Below are 23,533 nucleotides of genomic sequence, written 5' to 3' on the forward strand. Positions count from 1 at the left end.
GACCCGGTCACCGTGTCGCCCGGGAGCCCGGACCGGCCCGTCCTGAGCCGCGCCCACCGGGGCCGTCACTGATACTGATGAAATGGGCAAACTTGGGCGATACGTCCCAGCGAGCCGACGGGGTGACCGGGTACCGCCGAAGGCCGGGCCGTCGGAATCCGGCCCGGAGGCCCATCGACCATCGGCCGGCCGGCGTGTCCGGTCGATGCTGACTCCGCGCAGCGTCGCCGGTCAGGTCTTCCTGCTGCAACTGGCGGTCGTCCTGCTGCTCATCGCCACGGCCGTGGTGGTGCTCGTGTTCCAGGACCGCAACCGCGCGATCCGGGAGGCCGGCGACCGGTCACTGGCGGTGGCCCAGACGTTCGCGAACGCCCCGGGCACCGCGGCCGCGATGAAGAGCAAGGACCCCACGGCGGCACTCCAGCCCCATGCCGAGGTGGTGCGCAAGAAGACCGGCGTCGACTACGTCGTGGCGCTGAGCCCGTACGGCTTCCGGTGGACCCACCCGGACCCGGACCAGATCGGCAAGCACGTCTCCACCTCCTACGGCGAGGCGCTCGGAGGCCAGCCCCACCAGACCACGTTCGACAGCAGTCTGGGCAAGGCGGTCGACTCGACGGTGGCCGTCTTCGACGACAAGGGGACCGTCGTCGGCCTGATCACCGTGGGGGTCACGGTGGACAAGGTGGCCAACGTGGTGCAGAACCAACTGCCGGTGATCTTCGCCGCCGGCGGTGTGGCGCTGCTGCTGGCCGCGGGTGGATCGGCACTGGTCAGCGGGCGACTGCGGCGCCAGACCGCGGGCCTCGGGCCGGTGGAGATGACTCGCATGTACGAGCACCACGACGCCGTCCTGCACGCGGTCCGCGAAGGCGTGATCATTCTGGACGGTGACGGAACGCTGCTCCTGGCCAACGACGAGGCACGCCGGCTGCTCGCACTGCCGCCGGAGGCCGAGGGCAGACCGGTCACCGCACTCGGCCTGAGCCCGGCCCTGGCCGCACTGCTGGGATCGGGCCAGGTGGCCACGGACCAGGTCTTCCTGGCCGGGGACACCCTGCTCGCGGTCAACGTGCGGCCGGTCGGCCCGAAGGGGGGCAGCGTGGCCACCCTGCGGGACACCACCGAGCTGCGCGCCCTCGCGGGCCGGGCGGACGTGGCGGGCGGGCGCCTGCGGCTGCTCTACGACGCCAGCACGCGGATCGGCACCACCCTGGACGTGAAGCGCACCGCCGAGGAACTGGCCGAGGTGGCCGTCCCGCGCTTCGCCGACTTCGCCACCATCGAGCTGGTGGAACCCGTGCTGCACGGTGGTGAGCCGACGGGGTCGAACATGGAGATGCACCGCGTCGCGTCGGCGGGCATCCGCGACGACGCGCCGCTGTCGCCCGTCGGGACCCGCATGCACCACGTGCCTGGCAACCCTGTGGCCATCGGTATCGTCACCGGCCGGCCGGTCCTGGTGGAAGACCTCGCCACGGCCGACGGATGGCGGGCCCAGGACCCGGAGCGGACGCGGAAGATCACCGAGTACGGCATCCACTCCATGATCTCGGTGCCGCTCCAGGCGCGGGGGCAGCTGCTGGGGGTCGTGGAGTTCTGGCGTTCGGAGCAGGACGCGTTCGAGCCGGACGACCTGTCCCCCGCGGAGGAGCTCGCCGCCCGGGCGGCCGTGTGCATCGACAACGCCCGCCGCTACACCCGCGAGCACATCACGGCCGTCACCCTCCAGCGCAGCCTGCTGCCCGGCGTGCTCCCCGAGCTGTCCGCGCTGGACGTCGGGCACCGTTACCTGCCCGCCCAGGCGGGGGTGGGCGGCGACTGGTACGACGTCATCCCGCTGCCGGGAGCCCGGGTGGCCCTCGTGGTCGGCGACGTCGTCGGACACGGTCTGCACGCGGCCGCGACGATGGGGCGCCTGAGGACCGCGGTGCACAACTTCGCCGCACTCGACCTGCCCCCGGACGAGATTCTCGGGCACCTGGACGACCTGATCACCCGGATCGACGAGGACGCGGCGGCGGAGGCCATCACCGGCGCGACCTGTCTGTACGCGGTCTACGATCCGGTCACCGGGCGGTGTGTCGTCGCCCGGGCCGGCCATCCCGGGCCGGCGCTGGTCTCGCCCGACGGCGCTGTGACCTTCCCCGACATCCCCGTCGCCCCGCCCCTGGGCGTCGGGGCGGGTCTGCCGGTCGAGACGGCCGAACTGCTGCTGCCCGCCGACAGCCGGCTGGTCCTCTACACCGACGGCCTGGTCGAGGCCCGCGGCCGTGACATCGACACCGGGCTCGGCATGCTGAAGGACGCGCTCGCCCACACGGACGGCACCTCCCCCGACGACACCTGCCGCACGGTGCTCGACGCGATGCTGCGCACCAGGTCGAGTGACGACGTCGCCCTGCTCGTCGCACGCACCCGGCTGCTCGACCCGGACCAGGTCGCGGAGTGGGACGTACCGGAGGACCCCGCGGCCGTCTCGCGGATCCGCGCCGAGGCCACGGACCGGCTGGAGGCCTGGGGACTCGGCGAGGCCGCCTTCACGACCGAGCTGATCCTCAGCGAACTGGTGACGAACGCCATCCGGTACGGCGGGAGCCCCATCAGTCTGCGGCTGCTGCGCGATCGCGACAGCCTGATCTGCGAGGTCGCCGACGGCACCAGCACCTCCCCGCACCTGCGCCGCGCGGCCTTCACCGACGAGGGGGGCCGTGGTCTGTTCCTCGTCGCGCAGATGTCCCGCCGCTGGGGGACCCGCTACACCGACCGGGGCAAGATCATCTGGGCCGAGCAGGCGCTCGACGCCCCGGCCGCCGGGGACCTGGGAAGCCTCCTGCTGGCGGACCTGTGAAACGGGGCGGAAGCCGACCGCCGTGCCGTGCGGGGGCGCGGGTCCGCCGCGTACGGCGGGGTGCGGGGTGTTCCGGGGCGTTCAGGAGCCCTGCTTCACCGTGAAGTACGGGATCTTGTCCGGGTCCTGGCCGAAGGCGGCCCCGAGGTAGACGACCGACAGTTTGGCGAGCGTCCCGTCGTCGATGAGCTGCTTGATGATCCGGTCCACCTCGTTCCTGTTGGGCGAACCCTTCGGGAACAGGGCGCCGTAGCCCTGGTCGGTCCGGTACTGGCCCACGATGCGCACCCTGCCCTCCCGCTTCTGGGGGTACGCCAGCAGGATCGTCGTGTCGTGGACGACCGCGTCGATCCGGCCCTTCTCCAGCGCCGTGACCATCTCCGGGTCGTTGGCGTAGGCGGTGACGGGCTTGGTCGGCTTGAGGCGGTTCTTGACGAACGCCTCGCCCGTGGTGCCCTCGGCGACCCCGATACGGACGTCGCGGAGGTTGTTCTCGTTGATCTTCTCGCCGTCCCTGATCAGCACTCCCAGGGTGGAGTCGAGGTAGGGCGGGGAGAACTCGGCGACCTTGCTCCGTTCCGGGGTGATCGTGATCTGCGCGAGGGCCAGGTCGAAGTTCGTGGTCCGGCCGGACACGACCTCGGGGAAGGGGGCGTTCTCCACCTTCAGCCGGTCGAGCCCGGACCGGTAGGCGATGTTGGCGGCCATGCAGTACTCGTAGCCGCTCTTGACCTCGGCCGGCGTGTTGCCGTTCCACCAGCCGGGGGCGGGCAGGGTCGTCTTGACCGTGAGGGCGCCCGCCGTCCGGGGCGAGAGATGGAACTCTCCGTGGTGCCCCGAGACCTCGCAGTCCCCGTACTGGGCCTTCGACGACTCGGGCTCGCCCTCGTCACAAGCCGATGTCGCGACGATGAGCGCCACGCTGACAGCCAGAGAGCCGATCGCTGCCGCGGCGCGCATCATTGCACCTCCGGTCGGGGCATCCTCCTGGAGTCACCATAAATCACCCCGAACCCGGCGTCGCGCGTTCTGCGGCCGCCAGCCGTGCGGCGTGATGCCGCGTGGCCTCCGGATGGGCGGGGTCGTGACCGTGCCCGGCACGTCCGCCGGGGTGGCCGCGGCCGGGTCGCTGGTGAGGCGCCCGCGCTCCGTGGCGACGCGCGCCCGGGCTCCACGGCGAGGCGCCCGCGCTCTCCGGTGAGGCGCCGGGGTGGACATCGTCCGTCCTTCCCGTCGGATGGCGCGACGGCTTCGTAAGGCGTCGGTGAGGACGTGGGTTATCGCATATCGCATACATGGAAGGGGTAGAGGTCTCCCCGGTCTCCCCGTCATCGACCGGAGTGAGGTAGCCCCGCAATGTCGACTTCAGCATCCCGTCGTCCCGCCCCGTCCGCGGACCGCCTTCCGGATGGCGGGACGGTCATCGACCGGCTCGTGGCGGCCAACCGCGCGTATGCCGCCGGGTTCGTGGATCCGGGCCGGGACGCGCGGCCGGTTCAGCGTGTCGCCGTCGTGGCCTGCATGGACGCCCGCATCGATCTGCACGCCGCGCTCGGCCTCCGGTTGGGCGACTGTCACACCGTGCGCAACGCGGGCGGTGTCGTCACCGACGACACCATCCGGTCCCTGACGATCAGTCAGCGTGCGCTGGGGACGCGCAGCGTCATACTCATCCACCACACCGGCTGCGGTCTGCAGAGCATCACCGAGGAGTTCCGGCACGAGCTGGAGATGGAGGTCGGGCAGCGGCCGGCCTGGGCGGTCGAGGCGTTCCGGGACGTCGACCAGGACGTACGGCAGTCGCTCCAACGGGTGCGTACCTCGCCGTTCCTGCCGCACACCGACGACGTCCGCGGCTTCGTCTTCGACGTCACGACCGGGCTGCTGAGGGAGATCGACCCGCGAGGCTGAGGACTCCGGTTCCGTTGGTCGCAGGTTCTGTTGGTTGCCGGGTTGCCGGGTTGCCGGGTTGCCGGGTTGCCGGGTCGCCGGGTCGCCGGGTCGCCTGGATTCGCCCTTCCGCCTCTCTGGTGCACTGCGACAGGACGCTGCATACTGTATGCAGTTCTCTTGGGAAGCTGTTCGCGAGGAGGGGGTCACCCCGTGTCCTACCGCACTTCTCTCTCGGCCGTCCTGGCCGAGGTCGTCGCGCCCGCGGCCGAACTGACGGCCCGGGAAGGCCGGTTCCCGCGTGACGCGGTGGCCGCCTTCGGCCGTGCCGGACTCCTCGGTCTGCCCCTCCCTCAGGAGTCTGGCGGCGCCGGCCTCGGGCTGTCCGAGGCGGCCGACGTGGTCGCGCGGACGGCCCACCTGTGCCCCGCCACCGCCGCTGTGCTCGCGTCCCACTTCGCCGCGGTCGCCGCCGTCGAGTCCTGCGGCGGTTCCTGGGTGCGGGAGGAGATCGCGGCGGGGCGTCACCTCATGAGCCTTGCGCTGGATGAGGATCCGCACGCGACGACATACGAGACGGCGTACGAGATGACGTACGAGATGACGTACGAGGCGAGGTACCAGGGTTCGTACGAGGGCTCGCGCGCGGTGTCCTGCTCGGCCGCCGCCAGGTTCGCCGACGTGGTCGCCCTGCGGGGCCGCAGGCGGCGGGTGGTCGCGGCGGGTGAGGCCGACAGCTACCTCTGGTCCTCGCGCCCGCTCGCGGGGCGGGACGGTGTGACGCTGTGGGTCGTCCCGGCGCAGGCCTCGGACCTGTTCGTGCCGGCCCGGTCCGGCGGGGGAGGGCCCAGGGGCAGCGCCACCTCCACCCTGCACGCGGATCCGGTGCTCGTGCCCGCCGACGTGATGCTCGGACGGGACGGAGGGGGACTGGACGTCGTGCTGCGCACCGTGCGGCCGTGGCTCCTGGAGCTGACGGCGGCGGCGAACGGCGCGCTTCCCGGACGCGGTCCTGGACCAGGATCCGGACCTGGACCTGGACCTGGACCTGGACCGGGATCCGGGCCTGGACCGGGACTCGGACTCGGAATCGGACCGTCACTCGGACCCGGGCCGAGCGCTCCACGGTCCGTGGGTCGGCACCTCCGTCCCGCCCCCGCGGCATGACGCCGCGGACGCGCGTCATGACTCCCGTGCGAGGGCCCCTCCGGTCAGTCCTGGTTCGTCCCGGCGGCGATCTGCTTGCGGTAGAAGCCGGTCGTGCGCTCGGTGTGCTTGCGCATGACCTCGCCGGCACGGTCGGAGTCGCCCTTGGCGATCGCCCTGATGAGCTGGGCGTGTTCGTTCCACGCTTCCTTGCCGCGGGGCCGGGCGATCGGCGTGTAGTACCAGCGCACCTTCTGGCCGACACCCGCGATCAGTTCGGCCAGTACGGCGTTGTCGCCGATCGAGGTGATGAGGGCGTGCAGGGCGGTGTTGGCCGCGACCAGCCGCTCGACGTCGCTCGCGGCGAGGGCGTCGACGCCCTCCTGGTGCAGCTCCCAGAGCTTCTCGACGTCCTCGGGCTTCGCGTGCTGGGCCGCGAGTTGGGCCGAGTAGGTCTCCAGCACCGCGCGGACGCCGAGGAGTTGGGCGGCCTCCTTCTCGGTGGGGGAGTGGACGAAGGCTCCCTGGGCGGGACGCAGATCGACCCATCCGTCGGTCTGGAGTCGCTGCAGGGCCTCCCGTACGGGCTGTCGGCTGACCCCGAGATGCTCGGCGAGCTCGGCCTCGACGAGATGCTGGCCGGGCTTGAGGGAGCCGTTGACGATCAGCTCGGTCAGGGCGTCGTACACGGCCTGCCGAAGCGGCGCCGGGCGGGTGACGCGCCGGGTCGCGGCGGCCGTGAGTGCCTCACGCATGGGAGCCCCGTTCCGCCACCGGGCCCGCGGGGCCGACGGCTCTGCCAAGAGGTGGCCGCCGAAAGGGTTCCCGACGGCTGCGTCAGCATACAGGTTTTCGTATGCAAGACGGTGGGGTGGCCGAGAGGTGATCCCAGGTCGGCGGGGGTGCCTGAACGGGTGTCCGCGAGCCACGGGCCGCGCGCGAGGTGCCCGCGGTCGTCCGTTCCCGCGGCCAAGTGCCGCCCCGCCGAAGGAGGTTGATTCGGATTGAGTTCTGTATACAGAAACCTGTATGGGGTAGTGTCCCGGTCTCGCAGGCATCGCCGGGAACCCGCACGACGGAAGGCGGAGCGATCATGACGGCCAGCGTGGATGACGTGACGGTCGAGAGCGTGGTCCGGAGGGCGGCGGCCGCGCACCGGGATCAGCGCGGCGCGCTCCTTCCCGTACTGCACGCCGTACAGGCCGAGTTGGGGTGGGTGCCGCGGGAGGCGATTCCCGTGCTCGCCGACGAGTTCAACCTCTCCCGGGCGGACGTCCACGGAGTGGTGACCTTCTACCACGACTTCCGCGCGGAACCGGCCGGGCGCACCACCGTGCGCGTCTGCCGGGCGGAGGCCTGCCAGGCGCTCGGCGCCGAGGGTCTGGTGCGACACCTGCGGGAGGCGGGACTGGAGCTCGGTGAGACGAGCGCGGACGGGGCCTTCACCGTCGAGCAGGTCTTCTGCCTCGGCAACTGCGCGCTGGGCCCGTCCGTCGAGGTCAACGGGCGGCTGTACGGGCGCGTCGGACCCGCCCGGCTGGGCTCGGTCCTGGACGGGACGGTCTCCTCGTGAACGGCGACGGCACGGCACGCCCCACGACCACCGTCTACGTCCCCCGCGACTCCGCGGCCCGGTCCGTCGGCGCCGACGACATCGCGGACGCCCTGCGACGGGCCGCCGTGCGCGACGGCCTCCCCCTCGACGTCGTACGCAACGGCTCGCGCGGCATGCTCTGGCTGGAGCCCCTGATCGAGGTGGTGACCCCGCACGGCCGCGTGGGATACGGCCCCGTGGCCCCGTCCGACGTCGAGGACCTGCTCGCCGCGGGCCTGCTCGACGGCGCCGACCATCCGCTGCGGCTCGGCGTCGTGGAGCAACTCCCGTGGCTGGCCCGGCAGAACCGGGTCACCTTCGCCCGGGTCGGTGTCACCGACCCGCTGTCCACGGACGACTACGTGGCGCACGGCGGCCTCGCCGGACTGCGCGCGGCGCTGGAGCGGCCGCCCGCGGACGTGGTCGCCGAGGTCACCGCGTCCGGTCTGCGCGGCAGGGGCGGCGCGGGCTTCCCGGCCGGCGTCAAATGGAAGACCGTCCTCGACCGCGCCGACGACCTCAAGTTCGTCTGCTGCAACGCCGACGAGGGCGACAGCGGCACCTTCGCCGACCGGATGGTCATGGAGGGCGACCCGTTCATGCTCATCGAGGGCATGACCATCGCCGCGCACGCGGTCGGGGCGAGCGAGGGCTACCTCTACATCCGCTCGGAGTACCCGGACGCGGTGGCCACGATGCGGGCCGCGATCGGCATCGCCCGCGGACACGGCTGGCTCGGCGCGGACATCCTCGGCTCCGGACTCGCCTTCGACCTGCACGTGCGCGTCGGCGGCGGCGCGTACATCTGCGGCGAGGAGACCTCCCTGCTGGAGAGCCTGGAGGGCAAGCGCGGCACGGTCCGCGCCAAACCCCCGATCCCGGCGATCGAGGGCCTGTTCGGCAGACCGACCGTGGTGAACAACGTGCTCACCCTCGCGACCGTCCCCGTCGTGCTCGCGGACGGCGCGCGGGCCTACGAGGAACTCGGTGTCGGACGCTCCCGCGGCACCCAGGTCTTCCAGCTCGGCGGCAACATCGCGCACGGCGGCATCGTCGAGACCGCGTTCGGCGTCACCCTGCGCGAACTGGTCGAGGACTACGGCGGCGGCACGTTCTCCGGGCGTCCGGTGCGCACGGCGCAGGTCGGCGGACCGCTCGGCGCCTATCTGCCCACGTCGATGTTCGACCTGCCCATGGACTACGAGGCCTTCGCGGAGGCAGGCGCGATGGTCGGCCACGGAGGCGTCGTCGTCTTCGACGACACCGTCGACATGGCCGCCCAGGCCCGCTTCGCGATGGAGTTCTGCGCCGCGGAGTCCTGCGGCAAGTGCACACCGTGCAGGGTCGGTTCGGTGCGCGGCGTCGAGGTCATCGACAAGATCGTGGCCGGTCGGCACCCGGACGAGAACCTGGCGCTCCTGGAAGACCTGTGCGATCTGATGACCGACGGCTCGCTGTGCGCGATGGGCGGACTGACACCGATGCCCGTACGGAGCGCCCTCACCCACTTCCCTGACGACTTCCTCGCCCGTGAGGCCGGCCGGGAGGCCGACTCCCGCCCGCCGAGCGGCGCGAGGAGGGAGGCCACGTCATGACCCTGCTCAAGGAACCCGACTTCGGAACCCCCGAACGGCCCGGGGCCGCCACCGTGTCGGTGGAGGTCGACGGGCTGGCGGTGACCGTCCCCGAGGGCACCTCCGTGATGCGCGCCGCCGCGCTCGCCGGTGTCGCCGTGCCCAGACTGTGCGCCACCGACAGCCTGGAGGCGTTCGGCTCCTGCCGGCTGTGCGTGGTGGAGATCGACGGCCGGCGCGGCACCCCCGCCTCCTGCACCACCCCGGTGACGGACGGGATGACGGTCAGGACCCAGACACCCAAGGTGGAGAAGCTCCGCCAGGGCGTCATGGAGCTGTACATCTCCGACCACCCGCTGGACTGTCTCACCTGTCCCGCCAACGGCGACTGCGAACTCCAGGACATGGCGGGCGTGGTGGGCCTGCGCCAGGTGCGGTACGGCTACGAGGGCGAGAACCACCTCGACGCGCCGAAGGACACCTCCAACCCGTACTTCGACTTCGACCCCGCCAAGTGCATCGCGTGCTCCCGCTGCGTCCGCGCCTGCGGCGAGGTCCAGGGCACCTTCGCGCTCACCATCGAGGGACGCGGCTTCGACTCCAAGGTCTCACCCGGCGCCGCCGAGACGTTCATGGACTCCGAGTGCGTGTCCTGCGGCGCCTGCGTCCAGGCCTGCCCGACCTCCACGCTCCAGGAGAAGTCGGTGGTCCAGCTCGGCATGCCGACCCGGTCGGTGGTCACCACGTGCGCCTACTGCGGGGTCGGCTGCTCCTTCAAGGCCGAGCTGCGCGGCGACGAACTCGTCCGCATGGTGCCGTACAAGGACGGCGGCGCCAACGAGGGCCACTCCTGCGTGAAGGGCCGCTTCGCCTTCGGCTACGCCACCCACCCCGACCGGGTCCTCAAGCCGATGGTGCGCGACCGCGTCACCGACCCCTGGCGCGAGGTCGGCTGGGACGAGGCCATCGGCACGGTCGCCCGCCGGATGCGGGACATCCAGAGGCGCCACGGCCAGGGGGCGATCGGCGCGATCTCCTCGTCGCGGTGCACCAACGAGGAGGTGTACGTCGTCCAGAAGATGGTGCGCGCCGCGTTCGGCAACAACAACGTGGACACCTGCGCCCGCGTCTGCCACTCCCCGACCGGATACGGACTCAAGCAGACCTTCGGGGAGTCGGCCGGCACCCAGGACTTCCGCTCGGTGGCGCAGGCCGACGTCATCATGGTGATCGGGGCCAACCCCACCGACGGACACCCGGTGTTCGCCTCCCGGATGAAGCGGCGCCTGCGCGAGGGCGCGGAGCTGATCGTCGTCGACCCGCGCCGCATCGACCTGGTGCGCTCCCCGCACATCGAGGCCGCGCACCACCTCCAGCTCCGCCCCAGCACCAATGTCGCCGTCGTGAACGCCATGGCCCACGTGGTCGTCACCGAAGGGCTCGTCGACCGGACGTTCGTGGACACGCGGTGCGAAGACTTCGACGCGTGGGCGGAGTTCGTCGCCCGGCCGGAGAACAGCCCGGAGGCCACCGAGGGGATCAGCGGCGTCCCCGCCGCCCAACTGCGCGCCGCCGCACGGCTGTACGCGACGGCACCCAACGGCGCCATCTACTACGGCCTCGGCGTCACCGAGCACAGCCAGGGCTCCACCATGGTCATGGGGATGGCCAACCTCGCGATGGCGTGCGGCAACATCGGCCGCGACGGCGTCGGGGTCAACCCCCTGCGCGGACAGAACAACGTCCAGGGCTCCTGCGACATGGGCTCGTTCCCGCACGAACTGCCAGGCTACCGGCATGTGTCCGACGACGCCGTCCGCGAGGTGTTCGAGAACCTGTGGGGCGGCACCCTCCTCGCCGAACCCGGACTGCGCATCCCCAACATGTTCGACGCGGCGATCGACGGGACGTTCCGCGGCCTGTTCGTGCATGGAGAGGACATCGCGCAGTCCGACCCCAACCTCCAGCACGTCACCGCCGCGCTCGAAGCCATGGAACTCGTCGTCGTGCAGGACCTGTTCCTCAACGAGACGGCCAGGTTCGCCCACGTCTTCCTGCCCGGCGCGTCCTTCCTGGAGAAGGACGGCACCTTCACCAACGCCGAACGCAGGATCAACCGGGTGCGCGCCGTGATGAAGCCGAGGACCGGCAGGCACGAGTGGCAGATCGTGTGCGAGATCGCCACCGCCATGGGATACCCGATGTCGTACGACCATCCGGGCCGCATCATGGACGAGATCGCCGCCGTCACCCCGACGTTCACCGGAGTGTCCTTCGGTCTGCTCGACAAGCTGGGCAGCGTGCAGTGGCCGTGCAACGCCTCCGCCCCCGAGGGGACACCGGTCATGCACGTCGACGCATTCGTGCGCGGCAAGGGCCGGTTCGTCGTCACCGCCTATGTGCCGACCGACGAACGCAGCACCCGGCGCTTCCCGCTCGTGCTCACCACCGGGCGCATCCTCAGCCAGTACAACGTCGGCGCGCAGACCCGGCGGACGGGCAACGTCGCCTGGCATCCCGAGGACGTCCTGGAACTGCACCCGCACGACGCCGAGGTCCGCGGCATCACCGACGGCGCGCTGGTGACGCTGGCCAGCCGTGTCGGGAGCACCAGGCTGCGGGCGGAGATCTCCGACCGGATGCCGGCCGGCGTCGTCTACACCACGTTCCACCACCCCGTGACCGGCGCCAACGTGGTGACCACCGAGAACTCGGACTGGGCGACCAACTGCCCCGAGTACAAGGTGACCGCCGTACAGGTCGGGCTCGCCCACCCGCTCGGGCAGCCCGCGCGGACACCCGAGCGCGCCGCCGACGACGTCCTCACGGCGGGGGACTGAGATGACGGCGACCGTGCCCCCGGAGCGCCGCATGGCCAACGACATCGCCCGGAACCTCGGGCATCTGCCGGAGGAGGCGGCCGCCGAGGCCGTCGCGGGACACATCGGCCGCTTCTGGGACCCCCGTATGCGCTCCCGCCTCCTCGCGTACGCCGACACCGGAGCCGACGGGCTGCATCCGCTGGTGATCGCGGCGGTACGGCTCCTGCGCTGAGCGAGGGCGGCCACCCCGGAGTGGCCACCGCCAGAACCGAAAAGCCACCAGGACCGGCCCGCGGCAGAACCGGAAATCACCTGGACCGGCCCCCCACTGGACCCGGGAGCCACCAGGACCGGCCCCCGCCGAAGCGGAAACCACGGGACCGAAACCGACAGAACCAGCCCAAGGAGGACCTCGGACCATGACCGCTCCCTCGACACCGGAGACCGCGGCGGACACCGACGCGCCGACCGAGCTCACCGACGGCTACCACCTGGTCGTCGACGCGCTGCAGATGAACGACGTCGACACGATCTACGGGGTCGTCGGCATCCCCATCACCGACCTGGCCCGTCTCGCGCAGGCGCGGGGCATCCGCTACATCGGGTTCCGGCACGAGAGCAACGCCGGTCACGCCGCGGCGGCCGCCGGCTTTCTCACCAGGAAGCCCGGCATCTGCCTGACCGTGTCCGCGCCGGGGTTCCTGAACGGTCTGGTCGCCCTGGCCAACGCCACCACCAACTGCTTCCCCATGGTGCAGATCTCCGGTTCCAGCGAGCGGCACCTGGTCGACCTCCGGCAGGGTGACTACGAGGAGATGGACCAGCTCGCCGCCGCGCAGCCGTTCTGCAAGGCGGCCTACCGGGTCAGCCGCGTGGAGGACATCGGCCGGGGCATCGCCCGTGCCCTGCGCACCGCGGTCTCGGGGCGCCCCGGCGGCGTGTATCTCGACATCCCCGCCGCGGTGCTCGGCTCCGTCATGGACGCGGAGACGGGCGCGCGGACGCTGAGCCGGCTCGTCGACCCCGCGCCGCGCCAGTTCCCGGGACCCGAGGCGGTGGACCGGGCCGTCGAACTGCTCGCCGGCGCGGAACGGCCGCTGCTGGTGCTCGGCAAGGGTGCCGCGTACGCGCAGGCCGACGAACGCGTCCGCGAGTTCGTGGAGTCCACCGGCATCCCGTTCGTACCGATGTCGATGGCCAAGGGCCTGCTGCCCGACGACCACCCGCAGTCGGCGGCCACCGCCCGTTCGCTGGCGCTGAAGCGGGCCGACGTCGTCATGCTCGTCGGCGCCCGCCTCAACTGGCTGCTGAACCACGGCCAGGCACCGCAGTGGAACCCCGAAGCCCGGTTCGTGCACGTCGACATCGAGGCCAGGGAGATGGACAGCAACCAGCCCATCGCCGCCCCGCTCGTCGGAGACATCGAGTCGGTGCTGGACGCGATCGCCGAGCGCGCCAAACCCGGCCGGATCACGGCCCCCGCCGCCTGGCGCGCGGAACTGGAGGCACGCTCTGCGCTGAACGTGGCCAAGATGGCGGAGCGGCTGAACGCGGATCCGCATCCCATGCAGTTCATGGGCGCGCTGAAGGCCGTACGCGACGTCGTGCGCGAGCACCCGGAGACGTACATCGTCAACGAGGGCGCGAACGCCCTGGACATCGCGCGCAACGTCATCGAGATGCGCGTACCGCGGCATCGCCTCGACAGCGGCACCTGGGGCGTCATGGGCATCGGCATGGGCTACGCGATCGCCGCCGCCGTCGAGAGCGGCGGCGCCCCGGTCGTCGCCGTGGAGGGCGACAGTGCCTTCGGGTTCAGCGGCATGGAACTGGAGACGATCTGCCGGTACGGGCTGCCCGTCGTCACGGTCGTCATGAACAACGGAGGCGTCTACCGCGGCGACGACGTCAATCCCCTGGGCGACGCTCCGTCCCCGACCACGCTGATGCGCTCGGCCCGCCACGACCGGATGATCGAGGCGTTCGGCGGCAAGGGCTACCGCGCGACCACACCCGCCGAGGTCACCGCGGCCCTCACCGAGGCGCTGGCCTCCGGAGGCCCGGCGCTCGTCGACTGCGTCATCGACCCCTCCGCCGGCACCGAGAGCGGCCACATCGCCCACCTGAACCCGAAGGGCATCACGGGCGGGAACATCGGGTCCGCCGCGAGGTGAGCGGGGGCCGGCCTCCTCGGGATCGTGCCCCTCTGGTGATCGGGAGTCAGGCGTGGGATCGTTTCGCGGTGACCGATACCGCGCCCGGAACGACCACGTCGGGGCGACCCGACGACCGCGTGCCGTCCGTCCTCCGCTTCACGACGGAGATCGTGGCCTGGGTGGCCACCCCGTGGGCGCTGTCGGACCGTTCGTGGCTGCTCGCCGTGGCGTCCGTGGTGCTGCTCATCGGCCTGCCGACGGTCTTCGCGACACCGGGGGACAAGGCCGACGTCGTCGTGCCGGTGCCGGGTTGGGCGACCGTGCTGCTGGTGCTGCTGCAACTGGTCGCGGCGGTGGTGTCCTCGTGGCTCGCCTGGCCCGCCTGGGCGGCGGTCCCGGTCACCGTGCTGGCCGCCGCGACCTGCGTGACCGAACGCCGGCGCTGGCAGTGGCTGTTGACGAGGGCCGGGCGGGAACGCCCGGCGGTCTGAAGTCCCGGACCGGCGGGGCCCGTTCAGGTCCGCGGGACGCATCAGCCGTCCGCGCCGAAGTGGCTGCCGGTGATCTCGCCGTCGTCCGTCTCCGCCGCGGCCACGCAGCGGAACACCCTGAGGCCCTCGGCCCACTGCGGGGCGGTCGGCGGGAGGACGTCCACGTCCCAGCGGGTGCCGTCCGAACGGCGCGCGGACGCAAGGGAGTCACGCATCACCTGCTGCGAACACAGTGCCTTGACGTCGGGATGCCTCACGAGATCCCGCGCGTTGTACGTCATCCCGTCCTTGGGCAGCGGGGCGACGGCGAAGGTCTGCCACACGTGCGCGACGTGGCAGTCGGCGCGGCTGACGGTGATCGTCCCCGAGATGTCGGTGATGCCGCTCCAGCACTCGGGGGTCGTGACGCAGCGGCCGCCCACCCCTTCGACGCCGGCGGCCGGGCAGCCGCTCCGCGTGGTCCGTACGCCGCCGAAGGCCGCGTCGGCGCCCGGCGAGGCCTTGCCCGAGGCGCCCGGGGCAGGGGATCCGCCCGTGGACGAGCCGGGACCGTCCGGCGACCCGTACGTGTTGACCACCCAGGTGACGGACACGCTCACCGAGACCACGACCGCCGCCAGCACGCCGATCAGACCCGGCCGCCACCGCGAGGACCCGCGGGCCCCCGGCTCCGCCACCGTGCTCGCCGCGCCACCGCCGGCGGAGTGGTCGCCCGGGGCCGCCGGGCCCGGTGCGTGCGGGGCCGCGGGCGGTGGGGGAAGCGTGGTGGGCGGGGTGGGGGAGGCGGGAGGCGTGTCGCGGTGGGCGGGGACGGTGGTGGCCGACCGGGGCGCCGGTCCGAACACGCCCCGGGCCGCGCTGTCGACGTCGACCGCGGCCAGAGCGTCCCGCAGCGCCGACGCGTCCCGCGTCCGTGAGGACGGATCCGTCTCCAGGGCCTGTCTGAGCACCTCGTTGAGCGCACCCGGCACGCCCGGCAGGTCGGCGTAGGGCCAGGTGTGCCGGACGATGAGCTCCGCGAGACTGAGCTGGGTGCCGTCGTCGGGGTGGTGCGGCGGGCGGCCGCGCAGGAGGGCGTAGAGCGTGGCGGCGAGCGAGTACACGTCGCCCGTCGTGGTGGGCTCGGCCAGGTGGAAGGCCTCGGGCGGCGCGTACGCCGGGGTCAGCGCCTCGCGTGTCACCGACAGCTCCCGGCCGGGCCTCGGCATGGCGGCCAGACCGAAGTCGGTGAGGGCGGCCCCGCCGTACCGGTTGACCATGATGTTGCCCGGCTTGATGTCGCGGTGCAGCACCCCGGCGGTGTGGGCCGCGGCCAGCGCGTCGGCGATGCCGAGCCCGATGTCCCGGGCCTCCTTGACCGAGAGTGGTCCGTGGCGGTGCAGGCGGTCGCCGAGCGAGCCGCCCGGACACAGCTCCATGACCATGTACGGGCGGTCGTCACCGAGGACGCCGGCGTCGTACACCGGCACCACGTGCGGATGTCCGGACAACCGGCCCGCGGCCGTGACCTCGCGCAGGAAGCGCTGCCGGTCGCGGTCCGTGGCCAGGACCCTGCTGTCGACCTTGAGCGCGACCTCGCGGCCCACCGCCACCTGATGGGCCCGGTAGACCGTGGCGAAGCCGCCCCTGCCGAGGACCTCCTGGATCTCGTACCCGGAGAGTTCCACGTGTTCGTACCGCATGGTGCCGTCATCCCCCAACGCACAGCCCGCCCACGGCAGAACCTCCGACCGGGGACCGCGCCGACTCTAACCCAGCCGTGCCGGCTCCCCTTCGCCGACGACGAGTGCGGCGAACTCGTCCAGCAGGTCCGCCGCCACGGTCACGTCGTCGGTGAGGGGGCGGTCCCGCATGTCCGGGTCCAGCGCCGCCGCGGCGCGCAGGTAGGCGCGGCCCGCCGGGGTGCCGGGCGCCGGCGGCGTGCCGCGCAGCCGCAACGCCCGTACGGTCGCGACGAGTTCGCAGGCCAGGACCAGCCGGTACGCCCTCGCCGCCCGCAGCGCCTTGCGCGCGGCCTGGGTCGCGAACGTCGCCGCCTCCTCCATGCCCTGGGACAGCACGACATGTCCGAGCGAGGCCGGGGTGGCGCACGCCTGGATCTCCGCGAGGGCGGACGCGGCGCTGTACTCCAGGATCATCATCCCCGACCCGGCCGAGGAGGCGTCGGCCAAGTAGGAGCGCAGTCCGGTCAGTTCGGGACGGCCGAGGGCGGACAGCCGGGCCGCGGAGAGCCGGGCCGTGCCGAGCACGGCGAGGACCGACTGGTCGAGCGCGAGGGTGAGCGGCGCGGTGAAGAAGCCGCCGTGATGCCGGGCGGCGGGAGCGCCCGTGACGTCGTCCCAGCCGATCAGTGGATTCTCGGTGGCGGAGTTGAGGTCGATGGACAGCACCCGTTCCAGGCCGGACCACGTCTCCATCGCGGGACCGTGAGCCTGTGGGAAGCACCGGAAGCCGAAGGGGTCCTGCACCCGTGCCGGCACCCTGTCCGCCCGTCCCGGAGCGCCTGTCCCCGATCCGGTCGCCGCGCCGAGCAGCCACCGGACGTGTTCCGCCGCGCGCGCGATCGCCGGGTGCGGATGGGCCGCGTGGACCTCCGGTGCGTACGGTTCGAGGGAGCCGTCCACCGCGTGCAGGGCGAGCGCGGCCACCACATGGGAGGCACGCAGCGGTGCCCCGAGGTCGTGCCAGGCGAGCGCGGACTCCCCGAGGGTGAGGGCGTTGCTGCTCAACAGGGCCAGGGCGTCCCCGCGTCGCAGCCGCAGGGGTTCGGGAGCCCCCTGCCCGGCTGACGGCTTCTCGGCCGACGGTCTCTCGGTCGACGTTCTCTCGGCCGACGTTCTCTCGGACGGGGGAGTACGGGGCGCCCACGTGTCGTGGCCGAAGAGCGCGAGCCCCAGACGGGCCAGCGCGGTCAGGTCACCGGTACCCACGGACCCGTACTCGGGCACCCGGGGACGCACACCCGCCCCCAGCGCCCGCGTGATGGCCGTGGCGATCTCGGGGGCCGCCCCCGAGCCGCCGACGAGGAGCTGGTTGGCCCGTACCACCATCATCGCGCGGACCTGGCGGGCGGGCAGTTCCTCGCCCACCCCGCCCGCGTGGCTCAGCAGCAGCCGCAGATCGTGGCCCGCGCCGTCGTGTTCCTCGACGGCCAGTCCCCGGTGCGCTCCCACGCCGGTGCTGCGTCCGTAGACGCGGGCACCCTCGGCCGCCAGCCGGTGCGCGGCCCGCCGGGTGTGCTCCATCGTCGCGAGTGCCGCCGGACACACGGGGGGTGGCGGCGCCCCGTCGGCGACCCGGGCCACCGTGGCGGCGTCGAGCCCCCGGCCGTCGAGGGCGGCGCCGGACGGCGCGCTCCACGAGGCCGGCCCGACCGGGGCGGCCTCGGCCGTGCGCTCGAGCATGACGGACCTCACTCCTCAGCCGTACTCCGTCACCGTCGACAGACGGACCGGGCCGGGAGGCCCGTCTCCCGGCCCTGGGCGTCCGGCGTCCGGGCCGCCGGTGCCGGGGTCAGCTCAGTCCGGCCGAGGCCAGCCAGTTCTTGGCGACGTCCAGCGGGTCCTTGTTGCCGTTCTGCACGTCGCTGTTCAGCTTCACCAGGGCTTCGGTGTCGAGCTTCGCCGAGACGTCGTTGAGGACCGAGACCCCGGCCGCGGGCAGACCGCTCTTGTATGTCAGCGGAGTTACGTTCTCGAACCCGAAAAGGTTCTTGGTGTCCTGCAGCACGACGAACTTGTTCTTGCTGATTCCGGGGTCCGTCGTGAAGATGTCCGCGGCCTGGATGCTGTTCCCCTTCAGCGCCGCCACGGTGAGCGGGCCACCCGCGTCCAGCGCCTTGAAACTCTTGAAATCGAGACCGTATACGGACTTCAGGCCCTTCAGGCCCTGCTGCCGGGTCTGGAATTCGGGCGAGCCGCCGACGACCAGGTCCTTCGCCACGTCGGCGAGGTCGCTGATGCTCGACTTCTCCGTGAGGTTGTACTTCTTGGCCGTCGCCTCGTTCAGGGCGATCGCGTCCTTGTCCTGGGCCTCGGACGGCTGCAGCAGGGAGAGCTTCGCGTCGAGCTTGGCCGAGATCGCCGAGCTGGTCTCGTCGACGGACGTCGGCGCGGCCTTGGCGTCCAGGTAGGCGAGCAGCGCGCCGTTGTACTCCGGCAGGACCGTGATCGTGCCGTTCTTGATCAGTCCGTACGTGGTCTCGCGGCTGCCGATGTTCAGCTTGTAACTGACCTTGATCCCCTTGGCCTTGAGGGCCTCGCCGTAGATGTCGGCGAGCAGGATGCTCTCGGGGAAGTTGTTGGAACCGACGACGACCGTACCGGCCTTGGCGGTGTCGCCCTTCAACGGGTCCTTGTTGCCCGAGTCGTCGGAGGATCCGCAGCCCGTCAGCGCGGCGGCGGCCACAACCAGCAGAGATACAGCGGAGGTTGCGGAGGTACGAGTGCTTCTGGCGATGGTCACTTGTTCATCCAGACTTGGCAATCGGCGGGGCGGTGGTGGCTGGTGGGCTCGGGTGACGGTCCTGACGATCCAATCGAGCCGCCTCAACTACCGTCAAGACACGAATAGATCACTGATGGGGACCGGGCCGCTTCAGCCCGTAGGCGCAACGCGACTGAAACATGAGCGAACCAGGCGTCTTTGCGTGCCACTTTTCGGTTGATCATGGCCGTACTCTGACGGCAGCCGCTAGTGTTGGCCGCGTCGAGGGCCCCCTTCCACTTGTCGGCCCGATCGCGCTGCTCGTGACCATTGATCCACGCAAGCCTGTCTTCGGGATGCCAACGGGGAATGACGTCAAGGAGGTTGGGTGCCCGCGCACAGAAAGGCCGCCTCGGGGCAGCCGTCCACTGCTCTCGGGACCGGCCGGACACCATCTCTGCTGGACCGCTGGCCTTTCCGCCGGAAACTCAACGTCCTGGTGATCGTGCCGCTCGCCGTCATCTCCGTGATGCTCGCCTATGTCGTGTCCGGGGAAATCGGCAAGGCCAGATCCGCCGCCGAGACCGCCCAACTCGTGCGCGACAGCGCGCAGGTGACGCAACTCATCGACGCCGTGCAGACCGAGCACCGGCAGGCGCTCCTGGTCTCCCTGCGCTACGAGGCCGCCGGTTCGGGCAAGGGGAAGAGCGCCCCGGACACCGCCGCCTATCTGGCCGCGCAGGACAAGGTCGGCGCCCGCATCGCGGCGGTCCGCTCCGCCTACGGCGACCGGCTGCCCGCCGGCGAGGCCGAGGCGCTCAAGGAGCTCGAAGGCCTGGACAGCCTCCGCACGACCGTCGAGCAGGGGCCGATCCCCGCCGACAACATCGACCCGGCGTACGGATCGGTGATCGAGGGACTCATCGACGGCCTCGGTCTCGGCCGCTCGGGCAGCGAGTCCTCCGCGTCCGCCGGCAATCTGCTCGACGCCCTGCTGCGCGCCGACACCGCCCACGCCTCCTTCGAGACCAGCGTCTTCGCCGCCCGCACCCGTGACGCCAACGCGCTCATCGAGTTCACCGGCGCCGTCGGCGACTACGACCAGTACACCTACCAGGCCGAGCGGTTCACCCGGTTCGCGGGCCCCGAACAGGGCACCGACCTCGCCGGGATCGAGCACAGCCCCTACCAGAGCGTCATCACCCAGCACTGGGCCGCGCTCCAGGTCGACACCGGAGCGCTGGTCGCCGAGAACGCGACCCAGCTCCGGGCCGCGCTCGACGAGGCGCTGCGCGCCGGGCCCACCTATGAGCGGCAGGCCGAGAACCGGCTGAAGATCGTCCAGTCGCTGATCGGCGGGATCGCGGGGAACGCCCAGTCCGCGTCGAACTCCGCCTGGTGGCGGGTCGCCTGGCTGATCGCCGGCATCCTGGCCGCCTTCGCGGGCTGGCTGGCGTTCTCCGTGCTGACCCGGCGGTCCGTGGTGCGGACCGTACGCGCCCTCACCTCCGCGGCCCAGCACGTGGCCGGCGCCGCCAAGAGCGAGCTCGCCCGCGTCGCCGACGACGACGCCGACGACGCGAGCCCGCCGCGCCTGGAGGCCGTTCCCGTGCCGGTGCGCGACGAGATCGGTGAACTGGCCGAAGCCTTCAACCAGGTTCAGGTCACCGCGAGCGCGCTGCTGGAACGCCAGGTCGTCGGCCGGCGCAACATCGCCGAGATGTTCGGCAACGTCGGCCGCCGCGTCAGCAACCTGACGGCCCGCCAACTCGCCCTGATCGACTCCGTGGAGCGGGGCGAGACCGACCCCGAGGTGCTGGACCGGCTCTACCGCATCGACCACATCGCCGTCCGTCTCCAGCGCAACGCCGACAGCCTCATGCTGCTCGCCGGGATCAGCGAGACGGGCCTCAACACCGAACCGATGCGGCTCAGCAACATCGTGCGCGCCTCGCTCGGCCAGATCGAGGGCTACCAGCGCGTCACCCCGCACGCCGAGGGCGATGTCACCGTCGTCCCCGACATCGTCGGCGACCTGACCCTCATGCTCGCCGAACTCCTGGAGAACGCCGTGATGTTCTCCCCGGCGACCAGCGGCGTCGAAGTCGTCCTGCGGCCCCGCCACCACGGCGGCGGAGCCCTCGTGGAGATCATCGACCACGGACTGGGCATGAGCCCGGAGCGCCTGGAGCAGGAGAACGCCCGGCTGATCCGGCGCGAGCGCCTCGACCTGGCGCCCACCGAGGTGCTCGGTCTGTTCGTGGTCGGCGGCCTGTCCCGGCGCTGGGGCATCGAGGTCGTCCTGTCCCGTACCCCGGGCGGCGGTGTCACCGCCACCGTCGCCGTCCCCGCGGCCCACCTCGTGCCCGGCGACCAGGTCGCCGCCCCCGTGCGGGCCCCGCGCATGCAGCCACCGGCGCGCCGCCCCGGACCCGCCGAGCCGCGCAAGGCGCGGATCGAGGCGCCGGCCGGACCCGCGGGCCTGCCCCGCAGGGTGCCCTCCTGGTCCCGTACCGCCGAGTCCCCCGGCCACGCCCGCCGGTCGGAGACGGCGGACACCGGCGCCGAGCGCGCGACCACGCACGGCGGCGCCAGGCCCGGCAGCGGGGCCGACCCGGCACCCACCGGACCGGCACCCACCGGACCGGCGCGCTCCGGCGAGACCGGTCCGCTGCGCCGCCGCGTGCGCGGGGCGACCCTGTCGGCCGGCACCGCGGCGAGCCGGCTGCCCCGGCCCACCGAACCCCCCACCCACCGCAGGCCGCCGTCCTGGCAGCCGACGGACGCCGAGGCCGCGCGCTCCGAACTCGACGAGTTCGAGGCCGCCGTCCTGCGGGCCGAACGCGAGAGCGCGGCCGAGGACCGCACGACCTTGGTGACCCGGCCGGGCGGCAGACCCGGCGGCCCGGCCGGGACCGACGACCAGAACAGAAGACCCTCTTCTCCGGAAGGCATGAGCACGTGACCATGTGGACAGGCGGACCCGAGTCCCGGACAGCGGAACCCGCGGCGGACGTGAAGACGGCCGCTGCCGACTTCAACTGGCTGCTCAACCGATTCGCCACCGAGACCGCCGGGGTCGTCGACGTGATCGGTGTCTCCTCCGACGGGCTGCTCATCGCGGTCTCCCAACTGCGCGGCCAGGCCGACTCCGAGCGGCTCGCGGCGATCGTCTCCGGCATCACCAGCCTCGCCATGGGGGCCTCCGGCAACTACGGCCTCGGCAGCCTCAACAAGGTCATCATCGACCTGGAGGAAGGGCACGTGCTGGTGTCCTCGCTCGGCGCCGGTGCGGTGCTCGGCGTGGTCACCTCGAAGGAGGCGAAGCTCGGCAACATCGCGTACGAGATGACGCTGTTCGCCAACCGGGCCGGTGCGGTGCTCAGTCCGCAACTGGTGATGGAGCTGAAGCGAACCGTGGGTGTCGCACCGGCCGGTTGACCACCGGCCGGCCGCTGTCCGAGGGCACGTCACACGACCGGTGACGCGCGCCGAGTTGAAGGGGGAGGACGTGATGACGTCCGGCGAGCCATTGGCCGGCGGCGACGCCGAGGGGGGAGCGGAACGCCCTGCCTCGGTCGTCCGGCCGTTCCTGCTGACCGCGGGACGGATCGCCGGCGGAGACAGTCTCGTACCGCCGATACCGATCGAGACACAGGTGGTGGCCACGCGTGTGGGGCTGGCGGCACTGGACCGCTTCGTCTTCGACCAGCACCGCGACATCATCACGGTCTGCCGCGAGCCGCAGTCGCTCGCGGAGATCGCGGCGAGGCTCCGGATGCACTTGAATGTGGTCCGGGTTCTCGCCGACGATCTGCGCGCCGACGGGCAACTGGCCCTGTACGCGCCGCAGGCCCGTTCCAACCGCGATGTCACTGTTCTGCGAAGGGTGATCGATGGTCTCCGAGCTGTCCCCGACTCCCGGGGCGCGATCCGTGAGGGATGACGACGAGCGTCCCCGGCCGCCCCTGCCCGTGAAGATGGTGATCGCCGGCGGCTTCGGCGTGGGCAAGACCACGACGGTGGGGGCCATTTCGGAGATCGAGCCGCTGACCACCGAGGCGTCCATCACCTCGGTCGCCGCCGGCGTCGACGACCTCAGCCACACCCCGGAGAAGGTGACGACGACCGTCGCCATGGACTTCGGCTGCGTCACCCTCGACCCGACGCTCAAGCTCTACCTGTTCGGCACGCCCGGCCAGGAGCGGTTCGGGTTCATGTGGGACGACCTCGTCGAGGGCGCGCTCGGCGGGCTCGTCATCGTCGACACCCGGCGGCTCGACGACTGCTACGCGGCCGTCGACTACTTCGAGCACCGCGACATCCCCTTCGCGGTGGCCGTCAACGCCTTCGACGGCAGGGTCGAACACGATCTGGACGACGTGCGGTGGGCCCTCGACGTCGCCGACCACGTGCCGCTGACCGTGTTCGACGCGCGCGACCGGGGGTCCGTGCGGGACGCCTTGCTCGTCGTCCTGGAACACGCCCTCGCCCGGGCCGAGGGCGGGGCACACGCTCGGGGAGAGTAGACGGACGCGGATGCGGGGAGGGGGACGGCCTGAAGGCCGTCCCCCTCCCCGCATC

The 23,533-nt window shown here is 72.0% G+C and carries 18 protein-coding genes; 13 read left to right on the forward strand and 5 right to left on the reverse strand.

All coding sequences use genetic code 11. From position 1 onward, the window contains the following. Positions 1-205 precede the first annotated feature (205 nt). Positions 206-2,851, forward strand: a complete 2,646-nt coding sequence (locus tag ACFRIC_RS36565) for a SpoIIE family protein phosphatase (RefSeq protein ID WP_382795376.1) — start codon at positions 206-208, stop codon at positions 2,849-2,851. A gap of 81 nt (positions 2,852-2,932) precedes the next feature. Here ACFRIC_RS36565 and ACFRIC_RS36570 read toward each other — a convergent pair whose 3' ends face one another. Continuing rightward, on the reverse strand, positions 2,933-3,811 hold the full coding sequence (locus ACFRIC_RS36570) for an ABC transporter substrate-binding protein (protein WP_382795379.1): 879 nt from the start codon (positions 3,809-3,811) through the stop codon (positions 2,933-2,935). A 396-nt stretch (positions 3,812-4,207) separates the two neighbouring features. On the opposite strand from ACFRIC_RS36570, the gene ACFRIC_RS36575 reads away from it, so the two are divergent. Together ACFRIC_RS36575 and ACFRIC_RS36580 are read left to right on the forward strand one after the other, a co-directional pair. Beyond that, positions 4,208-4,762 carry a beta-class carbonic anhydrase gene (locus ACFRIC_RS36575; RefSeq protein ID WP_382795381.1) on the forward strand — a complete coding sequence of 185 codons (555 nt, stop codon included), beginning with the start codon at positions 4,208-4,210 and terminating at the stop codon, positions 4,760-4,762. 192 nt (positions 4,763-4,954) lie between these two features. Next, positions 4,955-5,908 (forward strand): acyl-CoA dehydrogenase family protein, encoded by a 954-nt coding sequence (locus ACFRIC_RS36580; protein ID WP_382795384.1) that lies wholly within the window; start codon positions 4,955-4,957, stop codon positions 5,906-5,908. A gap of 44 nt (positions 5,909-5,952) precedes the next feature. Here ACFRIC_RS36580 and ACFRIC_RS36585 read toward each other — a convergent pair whose 3' ends face one another. After that, a complete protein-coding gene (locus ACFRIC_RS36585; protein ID WP_382795387.1) occupies positions 5,953-6,642 on the reverse strand; it encodes a GntR family transcriptional regulator in 690 nt (229 codons plus the stop codon). Between the two features lie 338 nt (positions 6,643-6,980). Here ACFRIC_RS36585 and ACFRIC_RS36590 point away from each other — a divergent pair, with 338 nt between their 5' ends. The 6 genes from ACFRIC_RS36590 to ACFRIC_RS36615 all read left to right on the forward strand — a co-directional run bounded on the left by ACFRIC_RS36590 (position 6,981) and on the right by ACFRIC_RS36615 (position 14,524). Next, positions 6,981-7,460 (forward strand): NAD(P)H-dependent oxidoreductase subunit E, encoded by a 480-nt coding sequence (locus ACFRIC_RS36590; protein ID WP_382795390.1) that lies wholly within the window; start codon positions 6,981-6,983, stop codon positions 7,458-7,460. Next, positions 7,457-9,076, forward strand: coding sequence for a formate dehydrogenase beta subunit (locus ACFRIC_RS36595; protein WP_382795392.1), 1,620 nt, complete (start codon positions 7,457-7,459; stop codon positions 9,074-9,076). Before ACFRIC_RS36590 ends, ACFRIC_RS36595 begins: the two co-directional genes overlap by 4 nt. Beyond that, positions 9,073-11,895, forward strand: a complete 2,823-nt coding sequence (fdhF, locus tag ACFRIC_RS36600; RefSeq protein WP_382795395.1) for a formate dehydrogenase subunit alpha — start codon at positions 9,073-9,075, stop codon at positions 11,893-11,895. Before ACFRIC_RS36595 ends, fdhF begins: the two co-directional genes overlap by 4 nt. Position 11,896: 1 nt before the next feature. Next, positions 11,897-12,109 (forward strand): formate dehydrogenase subunit delta, encoded by a 213-nt coding sequence (locus tag ACFRIC_RS36605; protein ID WP_382795397.1) that lies wholly within the window; start codon positions 11,897-11,899, stop codon positions 12,107-12,109. Positions 12,110-12,296: 187 nt separating this feature from the next. Beyond that, positions 12,297-14,051 (forward strand): oxalyl-CoA decarboxylase, encoded by a 1,755-nt coding sequence (oxc, locus tag ACFRIC_RS36610; protein ID WP_382795400.1) that lies wholly within the window; start codon positions 12,297-12,299, stop codon positions 14,049-14,051. A gap of 68 nt (positions 14,052-14,119) precedes the next feature. Further along, positions 14,120-14,524, forward strand: coding sequence for a hypothetical protein (locus ACFRIC_RS36615; protein WP_382795402.1), 405 nt, complete (start codon positions 14,120-14,122; stop codon positions 14,522-14,524). Positions 14,525-14,565: 41 nt separating this feature from the next. On the opposite strand, the gene ACFRIC_RS36620 is transcribed toward ACFRIC_RS36615, so the two are convergent. From ACFRIC_RS36620 to ACFRIC_RS36630, 3 genes are all read right to left on the reverse strand, one after another. Continuing rightward, positions 14,566-16,206: a serine/threonine-protein kinase gene (locus tag ACFRIC_RS36620; protein ID WP_382795404.1), complete on the reverse strand. Its 1,641-nt coding sequence runs from the start codon at positions 16,204-16,206 to the stop codon at positions 14,566-14,568. 66 nt (positions 16,207-16,272) lie between these two features. Next, complete coding sequence (locus ACFRIC_RS36625) at positions 16,273-17,928, reverse strand: aromatic amino acid lyase (RefSeq protein ID WP_382795407.1); 1,656 nt, start codon at positions 17,926-17,928, stop codon at positions 16,273-16,275. 109 nt (positions 17,929-18,037) lie between these two features. Beyond that, entirely contained in the window at positions 18,038-18,982 is a 945-nt protein-coding gene (locus ACFRIC_RS36630) for a glycine betaine ABC transporter substrate-binding protein (RefSeq protein WP_382795436.1), read from the reverse strand. A 355-nt stretch (positions 18,983-19,337) separates the two neighbouring features. Here ACFRIC_RS36630 and ACFRIC_RS36635 point away from each other — a divergent pair, with 355 nt between their 5' ends. The 4 genes from ACFRIC_RS36635 (at position 19,338) to ACFRIC_RS36650 (ending at position 23,478) form a co-directional block, all read left to right on the forward strand. Beyond that, on the forward strand, positions 19,338-21,914 hold the full coding sequence (locus ACFRIC_RS36635) for an ATP-binding protein (RefSeq protein WP_382795409.1): 2,577 nt from the start codon (positions 19,338-19,340) through the stop codon (positions 21,912-21,914). A 2-nt stretch (positions 21,915-21,916) separates the two neighbouring features. Next, positions 21,917-22,390 (forward strand): roadblock/LC7 domain-containing protein, encoded by a 474-nt coding sequence (locus ACFRIC_RS36640; RefSeq protein ID WP_365485868.1) that lies wholly within the window; start codon positions 21,917-21,919, stop codon positions 22,388-22,390. Between the two features lie 73 nt (positions 22,391-22,463). Further along, the gene (locus ACFRIC_RS36645; RefSeq protein ID WP_382795440.1) at positions 22,464-22,895 is read left to right on the forward strand and encodes a DUF742 domain-containing protein; all 432 of its coding nucleotides are present in this window, start codon (positions 22,464-22,466) and stop codon (positions 22,893-22,895) included. After that, entirely contained in the window at positions 22,846-23,478 is a 633-nt protein-coding gene (locus ACFRIC_RS36650) for an ATP/GTP-binding protein (RefSeq protein ID WP_382795412.1), read from the forward strand. The genes ACFRIC_RS36645 and ACFRIC_RS36650 overlap by 50 nt, the downstream gene beginning before the upstream one ends. The last annotated feature ends 55 nt before the right edge of the window (positions 23,479-23,533 follow it).

The sequence above is a fragment of the Streptomyces sp. NPDC056738 genome (assembly GCF_042790435.1).
GTDB lineage: Bacteria > Actinomycetota > Actinomycetes > Streptomycetales > Streptomycetaceae > Streptomyces.